We start from the raw sequence: 5340 nt of genomic DNA, 5'->3' as shown, positions 1-5340 counted from the left end.
AGCTTGGTCGCCTGCTTGATGTCGCCCGACGCGCCCGACGAGACCTTGTCGTGGCCGAAGATCACTTCCTCCGCCACGCGGCCCCCCATCACCGTCGCCATGTCGGCGAACATCTTGTCGCGGTGATAGGAGTAATTGTCGCGCTCCGGCATCGACACCACCATGCCGAGGGCACCGCCCCGCGGTATGATCGTCGCCTTATGGATCGGATCGGACGCCGGTTCATGGACGCGGACCAGCGCGTGACCGGCCTCGTGATAGGCGGTCATCCGCTTCTCGTCGTCGGTCATTACCAGCGATTTCCACTCGGTGCCCATGATGACCCGGTCCTTGGCCAGCTCGAACTGGGCCATCGACACCAGCCTTTTGCCCAGCCGCGCGGCCATCAGCGCCGCCTCGTTGACCAGGTTGGCCAGGTCCGCGCCGGCCATGCCCGGCGTACCGCGCGCGATGGTGCGCGCGTCGACGTCGGGTGCCAGCGGCACCTTTTTCATGTGGACTTCCAGGATCTTCACCCGGCCCTCGATGTCGGGCAGCGGCACCGTCACGCGGCGATCGAACCGGCCCGGGCGCAACAGCGCCGGATCGAGCACGTCGGGCCGGTTGGTGGCGGCGATGATGATGATTCCCTCGTTCGCCTCGAACCCGTCCATCTCGACCAGCAACTGGTTGAGCGTCTGCTCGCGCTCGTCGTTGCCGTTGCCGAGACCGGCGCCGCGATGGCGGCCGACCGCGTCGATCTCGTCGATGAAGACGATGCACGGCGCCGATTTCTTGGCCTGTTCGAACATGTCGCGCACCCGGCTCGCGCCGACGCCGACGAACATCTCGACGAAGTCCGATCCGGAGATGGTGAAGAACGGCACCCCCGCCTCACCCGCGATCGCGCGGGCGAGCAATGTCTTGCCGGTGCCCGGGGATCCGACCAGCAGCGCGCCCTTGGGGATCTTGCCGCCCAGCCGGGCGAACTTGGTCGGGTCCTTCAGGAACTCGACGATCTCCTGCAATTCCTCGCGCGCCTCGTCGATGCCGGCGACGTCGTCGAAGGTCACGCGGCCTTCCTTTTGCGTCAGCATCCGCGCGCGCGACTTGCCGAATCCCATCGCGCCCGAACCGGACCCCTTCTGCATCTGCCGCAGCACAAAGAAGGCGATGCCCAGAAACAGCAGGAACGGCAGCGAGTTGTAGAGCATCAGCAGCCAGATGTTGGCGCCTTCGTCGGGTCGCGCGTTGATCTGGACGCTCTTCTTGCGCAGCGTCTCGACCAGGTTGGCGTCCTCGATCCGATAGGTGCGGAACTTCTCGCCCGAACTCAGCGTGCCCGAAATGGTGTCGCGGGCGATGTTGACGTCCTTGACCGTGCCCTCGTCGACCTTGTCGAGGAAGGTGGAATAGGGAATCGCGCTGCCCGCCGTCGTGGTCGTCCGGCCATCGATCAGCGTCACGAACAGCGCGAGGCCGAGCAGGATCGCGACCCAGATCAGCAGGCTCTTCATCCAGGGGTTGCCGCCACCCTCGGGCTGCTTGTCGTTGTCGTTCATGCGCTTGGAATCACCTTTCAGCCGCCCAAGATAAGGGCGCACGGGTTAATGGCAATGGAACGGCGTGCAGATCGGGCCGATCAGTGCCCACGGCGCGGCGGCGCCGCGGCGAAACGCCACACCGTGCCGTGGGGCGAGGCCAGTACCCCGGCCTGGGTCGCGGCGCCGCCGCGTTCCAGCGCATCGAGCAGCGGCTCGATATTGGCCGCCGGGTCGAAATCGGGGCGGGCGATGCCGGCCAGGTGCCGTGTCGCGACGATCGCCCCGCGCGCGAGGCGCCGGCGAAGTTCGCGCGGCAGGCCGGCGACGTCGATCCACCGCTGGTCGGGCGGCGACGCCACGCGCCGCGCCTCGGCCAGCCAGGCGCGCATCTCCTCGATCTCCTGGTCGCTTTCGGAAAGGTGCGCGGCGGCGCGGGCGATCTGCGCGGCGTCGAGCCACGGCTGATCGGCGAGCAGAGCACGCACCCGCACCCGCTCGAACGCGGGATCGAGGTTGCTGGGATCGTCGACGAACGGGATGGCGGCGGCGGTGACGATTGCGCGCAGTTCAGCGCGGCGCCAGCCGAGCAACGGGCGCACCAGCGGCAGCGACGCCTCGCCCACCTCCAGCGGGCGGCGGCGCGGGATGCCGCGCAGCCCGGCGATGCCCGATCCGCGCGCGGCGCGCATCAGGAACGTCTCCGCCTGATCGTCGGCATGGTGCGCGGTGGCGAGGGCGGCGGCGCGCCCGTCGATCGCCCAGCGCGCCAGCAGCGCATAGCGCGCCGCCCGCGCCCCGGCCTGCAGCCCCTGTCGGGGGATCGGCGCGGCGGGCGTCAGCGTCGCGTGGGGAATCGCCCGCTCCGCACACCAGCCGGCGACCATCGCGGCCTCATCGGCGCTGCCGGGCCGCAACTGGTGATCGACCGTCGCCGCGATCACTGCGGAGGGGAAGGCTTCGGCGGCCAGCGCCAGCATCGCCATGCTGTCCGCGCCGCCCGACACCGCCAGCGCCAGCGGCGCGTCGCCCCTTGGCAACCGGCCGAGCGCCGCCGCGATATCGCCGGCGAACCGCTCGGCGGGGGTCACTTTACTGGCACTTGGCGGTGGCGCGCCCCTTGGCGACATCGGCCTTCATCGTCGCCGACAGCTTGCTGCCATAGACCGAGTCGAGCTCGCTGTAGACCTTGCACGCATCGGCCGGCTTCTTCAGCGCGACCAGCGCCTGCCCGAGGTAGAGCAGACTGTCGGGTGCGCGCTCGCCATCCGGGAATTTCTTGTAGCTGTCGTAAAAGGCGAGCGTGGCGAGGCTGGGCTTGCCCTCGTCCAGATAGGCGCGGCCAAGCAGGTTCTGGGCGAAGCTGGCGCGGCGGTGCTTGGGATATTTGTCGGCGACCGCCTTCAGTTCCTTCTCGGCCTCGGGATAGAGCTTCGCCTGCCACAGCCGGAAGCCATAGGTATAGGCGTCCTCGGCCTCGTCGCCGGTGTCGGGGCGCTCGACGCCCTTGATCGCGGCGGCCCGGGCGGGATCGGGCCGGGACGATGCGGCGGGCGTGCCCTGCGTCGGGCGGGTCGCGCTCACCGGGGGCGGGGCGGTGCCGCTGCTGCTGGTGTCGCCGGCCACTATCGCCGCCTCACCGCCCTCCAGCGCCTTCAACCGGGCGTCGGTGGCGGTCTTGTACGCGGCAAAGGCATCTTCGAGCTGGCGCAGGCGATAGCCGGCCTGCTCGACCTGGCCGGTTACGCTGCGGATGTTGGTTTCCAGCGCGCTGACCCGCGCGGTCAGGTCGGTGATCGCGCCGCCGGCGGGGGTGCCGGGGCGGTCGGCGACGACGGCGGGCGCGGTGATCTGCGGCTCGACGGTGGCACTGGCACCGCCGGGAAAGACCTTGCGCTGGACCGCGCGCATTTCGCTTTCCAGCCGCGTCACCCGGCCCTCGACCCCGCTTTGCGCCTGTGCCGGCGCACAGAAACCCAGCGTCGCGACGATCATCGTCGCGGCCAAAACGATCCGCATCCTCTTATCCCCGGTCATGTCCCGCATCGGCCGGCGTTATCGCAGCTTTGACGTCACGCCGCCAGTCTTACGGCGTGGCGGTGGTGTTCGATCCGCTGGCCTGTGCCGGCGGCGCGCCACGCGCCAGCAGCGCGTCGGCACCGATCGGAACGTCCTTCACCGCGACCCGGCCATCGCCCAGCGGCGCGACCTGGGATCCGTTGACGGTGACCCGCAGCTTGTCGGGCCGGCCGATATTGATCATCGGCCCGCTGGCGTCGGTCGGCACGTCATAGCTCTCGCCCGGCGCCATCGTCTTCATCAGCAGCGTCTTGCCGGCGGAATCATAGACCCGCACCCACACTTCGTCGGTCGCGGTGAGCGTGACGTGGCCGGAGCCGGCCGGGGTCGGCGGGGTGATCGGGATCTGCACGGTCGATCCCTCGTCCGCCACCGGCGCGCTTTCGATCGCGGTCGGTTCGGTGCCGCCGCGGAACAGGCTGGTGCCATACCACAGGCCGATGCCGATCAGGATCGCCAGCGCGACCAGCACGCCCCCCAGGACCAGCCCACGCGACGGCGCGCGCGACGGCTCGTCGGCCTCATACAGCGGCGCGGGAATCTCGCGGCCGGGCAGCACCGCCAGTTCACCGCGCACCAGATTGGCGGTGGCGACTTCATCGACGCCGACCGCGCGGGCATAGGCCTTGGCGAAACCGATCGCGTAGGTGCTCGATGGCAGGCTGTCATAGCTGCCCGCCTCGATCGCCTCGAGGTGGCGTTGCGGAATGCGGGTGCGGGCGGCGATGTCGGCCACCTCCAGCCCCTGGCCGACCCGCGCATCGCGCAGGATATCGCCGGGCCGCTTCGGGAACAGTGTCGCGTTGTCTTGCGACTCGCCTTCGAGCATCGCTGTCTCCGTGGGAGCGCCACGAACCGCGGCGCGCCGGTGTGTTCCATTGCGACGGAACGATTGTCAATCGCGGAAAGCCGTCCGCGCGCGGCTAATCCAGCTCTATGCCGTGCGTGACGGCCCATTGCTGCAACGCGGCGCGCAGGTCGCGCCCGGGCGGATCGGCGAGCCATTGCGTCATTTGCGCCATGATAGCGGCACGATCGAGACTGCGCACCATCGCCTTGATCGGCCCGACCGCGGCGGGGGTGATGGACAGCCGTTCGATGCCCAGTCCGATCAGCGCCATCGCCTCCAGCGGGCGGCCGCCCATCTCGCCGCATACGGTCAGCGGCTTGCCCGCCGCAGCGACCGGCGCGACCACGCGGGCGAGGAAGCGCAGGATCGACGGGCTGAGCCAGTCATAGCGGATCGCCAGCTTGGGATGGGCACGATCGGCGGCGAACAGGAACTGGGTCAGGTCGTTGGTGCCCACCGACAGGAAATCGAGCCGAGGCAGCAGCTGGTCGAGCACCTCGGCCAGCGCCGGCACCTCCAGCATCGCGCCATAGCGGATCTCGTGCGGCAGCTTGCGGCTGCGCGAGACCAGCCAGGCGCGCTGGGCCTCGAACAGCGCGCGCGCCTCATCGAATTCCCACGGCTCGCTGACCATCGGGAACATCACGTTGAGCTGACGCCCCGCCGCCGCCTCGATCAGCGCGCGCGCCTGCGCCTTCATCAGCCCGTCGCGTTCCAGCGCGACCCGCAGCGCGCGCCAGCCCATTGCCGGGTTCTCTTCCTGCATGACGTCCTGGCGCATGTAGGGAAGTGATTTGTCGCCGCCTATATCGACGGTGCGGAACACCACAGGCCGCTCTCCCGCGGCATCCAAGACTTCGCGGTATAGTCGCTGCTGGCGTTCGCGCTGCG

Annotated in this window: 5 protein-coding genes; all 5 read right to left on the bottom strand. The window is 69.6% G+C overall.

The window, feature by feature from the left end; translation table 11 throughout:
• Positions 1 to 1541, bottom strand: a 1541-nt coding sequence (ftsH, locus tag VNR91_RS06970; RefSeq protein WP_325490048.1) for an ATP-dependent zinc metalloprotease FtsH, incomplete at its 3' end; no start/stop codon positions are given.
• Positions 1542 to 1621: 80 nt separating this feature from the next.
• On the bottom strand, positions 1622 to 2611 hold the full coding sequence (gene tilS, locus VNR91_RS06965) for a tRNA lysidine(34) synthetase TilS (protein ID WP_325490047.1): 990 nt from the start codon (positions 2609 to 2611) through the stop codon (positions 1622 to 1624).
• Position 2612: 1 nt separating this feature from the next.
• On the bottom strand, positions 2613 to 3539 hold the full coding sequence (locus VNR91_RS06960) for a tetratricopeptide repeat protein (protein WP_325490046.1): 927 nt from the start codon (positions 3537 to 3539) through the stop codon (positions 2613 to 2615).
• Positions 3540 to 3606: 67 nt separating this feature from the next.
• A complete protein-coding gene (locus VNR91_RS06955; RefSeq protein ID WP_325490045.1) occupies positions 3607 to 4428 on the bottom strand; it encodes a helix-turn-helix domain-containing protein in 822 nt (273 codons plus the stop codon).
• A gap of 94 nt (positions 4429 to 4522) precedes the next feature.
• Positions 4523 to 5340, bottom strand: an 818-nt coding sequence (locus VNR91_RS06950; protein WP_325490044.1) for a putative PEP-binding protein, incomplete at its 5' end; no start/stop codon positions are given.

It is taken from the genome of Sphingomonas sp. (assembly GCF_035555815.1).
GTDB lineage: Bacteria > Pseudomonadota > Alphaproteobacteria > Sphingomonadales > Sphingomonadaceae > Sphingomonas.
This window is presented reverse-complemented; position numbering and strand designations above follow the sequence as displayed.